Genomic DNA, 3,375 nt, shown 5'->3' on the forward strand with positions numbered 1-3,375 from the left:
AATTTTCTTGTTCGATACAAGTTAATATTACTGCTTTTTGATATTGATTCTTGAATACAAACATGCTCACACGCTGACCGTTAGGAAAATCCTTAATAGTAAATACATTTTTCTCTACTACATTACTTGATAACAAATCCCCTAATATTACCTTATCTAGCGATTCATCACTACGTGTTGAGTCGTATATTGTTTTTAGTGCTTGCTTTATTGTAGTATGGTCTAATGTTGCTTGTCTTGCATCAATCAGCTTTGATATAAAACTTTGTTTTGGTAAGTCAATTGTTTTTGGCATTTTTGCTTGTACTGTTTCGCCCGTAGCACCAAAATCAGCTCCTACTATTATTACATTTTTAGATTCAGTTCTTCCTACAAACTGAAATGCATAAGCTCTCTCTTCTATTTGCTTTACTGCATCTGTAACAGACATAATACTGTTGCTATCACCTATCTGTGTTCCCTTAAACTCAACAATTATTTTGACAGCATTCGGTACATCATTACCATTATTTTTACGTAGCAGAAAATACAAATCTAAAAATCCCCTACCAGCACTCTGTTCAACATAAGCATCTACGCCATATTTTACATGATAATTTAATATTAATGCTCCATAAGTAAAACCATGATATGCTGCTTCTACCATTCGCAACACGTTCTGCTTATTATTATTGTGGTATGCCTCTCTCAACTGATAAAAAAAACTTTCTACAATCTTCGCTGTAGCAGTTTTTGAATTAGACATTATAGATAATATATCATCTAATATCTTATCTTCACCTTCTGTATTTTTGCCTAGTTGTAAAGGTTTAACTTTAACGGCATTTATACTCAATACGTGATCCCCTAATTCACGATTATCTTCTAGTTTAATATTGCTAGCTTTGATATCTACATGTAGCACTTTAGAGTCAGTAGTTGATAAATTGATAGTAGTGTCTGCAGTCTTTTGGGCCTGCTGCCCCCAAAATTTGGATGCTATTGTTTTAAGTTCATTTTTTGAATACCTTACGTCTTTACTAATAGTATCATCTTTACTAATAGATATAGATCGTAGTATAACTTTCTCTTTGTTATCAATCTTAACTTTAAAAGCTAGTTTTACAATTTTAGCATCACCAGATGCACCAATGCTAAAACAAATAGCTTCTATATTATTACCTATATCACTATTTTGAATAGTTACGCTAGAACCAAGAAAAAAATGAGTCCAAAAGCTTCTGTGACTAGGCGCTCGCTCATGAGGAGTTCTATCTAGTACTCTTTGAAATTGTTCTATAAACTTATCAGTATCATATAGAAAATTATACGCTAATTCCTGCTTTATTTTGACCTCCTGTTAGTTATTTATAATATTACACTTGTATCTTCAACAGCCTGTATGTTTACTGTTAAATTATCATAGCTATTAATCATATTAGCATTGATTTCTAATTTGATAGCAAATCTTGTAAAACATTATTTATATCATTTTCTATATCCTGGCATAGATTATCTTCCTGCCTTTGAACATAATTATCTAATATGGGAAGAATATCTTTAAACCACCAAATTTATAAATTTTTCTTTGCATTGAATAATTATTTCTTGAGGTGGGTTAAACCATTTTATAACTTCTCCCAATATTTTACCATCATTATGGTACGTCAAAAAGGTAGTCTATATGATCATAAACCATTAATTCTTTTTTAAAGTTACATACCTGTATCTGTAACGCATTACAACACCAATGAACAAACTCATCTGCTAATTTAAACATATTTTTACATAATAATTCTATGCATACACCTACTGTTTCTTTAGTAGGACGTAATATCCATTCTTTAAATTTATTTATTTCTTTTTCATTAGTAAAACACCAATGAGCAAACTCCTCTAATGATTGTAATTGGTTGTCTCTTTTTACTAAATTTACTACTAATTTTACTACTTCATAATTGTCATAATCCTGATAAAAGTGCTGTTTAAACTGATCCATTTGTGGCTGACTATTTAAGAAACACCAATTTAAAATCTGCTCTAACAATTGATATTTACCTTCTTCTATTAACTTACAAATTACTTGTGCAAAAGTAAAATATAATTTAGGAATTCCAGCTTTAAATTGATCAACTATTATTGAAATATTTGAAGCACACCATTTAAAATGATTTTCTAATTCCTCAAAATCTGCTTTGTTACTGGCAACAATAGTTTCTAATATATCTATAAAAATATATGCTAAATTTTTCTTAAATTCTCTTATTTCTTTCTCAGATTTAAAAGCCCATTGCATAAATTGCTCTACTTTACTCCATTCCTGATTTTGTATAAAATGTACAGCTATATCACGTCCTCTGTCTTTAACCAACATCTGCTTAAACATATTGATATCTTCCTCAAACACAAGAATACTACTCATGAACATCTCAACTACGTCTAATTGATCATTTATGATAAGCCAGCAACATTTATCAATGCTGCGATATGAAAATATCATTGTCTTTTTTTGTATATCATTGATATCAGGTAACATTAACTGGATTACATCTATATTTTTTTGCAAAGCAACCCCAAGAATATTCCTACCAGAACCATCTTAAATTCAAAAATAAATTCTTTTAAATGTTTAGGAGCAGATCGCCATAATTCTTTTAAAATAGCCTTATATCGATTATATTTTTCAACATCTTCATAATGTTGTACCTGCTATCTTTAATACCTTCTAATACCCTAAGATAATCCAATCCAGACTTATATCCATATGTGATGTATTGTAGGTAAAAAATAATCTTTCCATAACCAATTATCTAAAAAGGATATAATATATGACAGCATTAGCTTTAAATACTTCTTGTTGTTGTTCTGCATTCATTTGTGATAGAAAAAAACACTGAATATAGTATTACTATTTTTTTACTACTGATACTATCTGTCTTGATTTCTCTTCATCACTTAACTTATTAAACATATATTTTATTGCTACTGGATTTTTGCCATCCACTCTATCACATGCTAATACTCGAAATACACACTCATTTATGCTATAATTAGTTTTATCATTTGCATTATAATAACGAACACTTTGGTTTAATTTAGTAAAATTCCTGTTAGATGAGCAGTCCAAAAATATACCATTGTTTGTATATCAAACCACCATAAGTCTAGTACAGTATCAACAACCCTTGGTATGATAATTGCTATGTCGTCTTCAAAACAATATGCACACGCTAAATGATATTTGTTATTGTCAGATAATTGCTCCTTAGCGAGTAACGTTTTAGCTGTCTCCTTATAATCTATTATTCCTCTTGATGTCCAAACCAAGCTATCTAAGTAATTTGCTGCTATATGTTGCGTATATTGATAACGATAATTATTACAAAAAACACGACT

General features: G+C 29.7%; 3 protein-coding genes. All 3 read right to left on the reverse strand.

Annotated features, from left to right (window positions below; translation table 11 throughout):
* Positions 1–904, reverse strand: a 904-nt coding sequence (locus tag RAT170B_RS07655; RefSeq protein WP_045806079.1) for a PD-(D/E)XK nuclease domain-containing protein, incomplete at its 3' end; no start/stop codon positions are given.
* A gap of 732 nt (positions 905–1,636) precedes the next feature.
* Complete coding sequence (locus RAT170B_RS07665) at positions 1,637–2,545, reverse strand: hypothetical protein (RefSeq protein ID WP_146620389.1); 909 nt, start codon at positions 2,543–2,545, stop codon at positions 1,637–1,639.
* 524 nt (positions 2,546–3,069) lie between these two features.
* Positions 3,070–3,375 (reverse strand): hypothetical protein (locus RAT170B_RS10730; protein ID WP_186786314.1); only part of this gene is annotated, 306 nt, incomplete at its 5' end.

This window comes from Rickettsia argasii T170-B, from assembly GCF_000965185.1.
Lineage (GTDB): Bacteria > Pseudomonadota > Alphaproteobacteria > Rickettsiales > Rickettsiaceae > Rickettsia > Rickettsia rickettsii.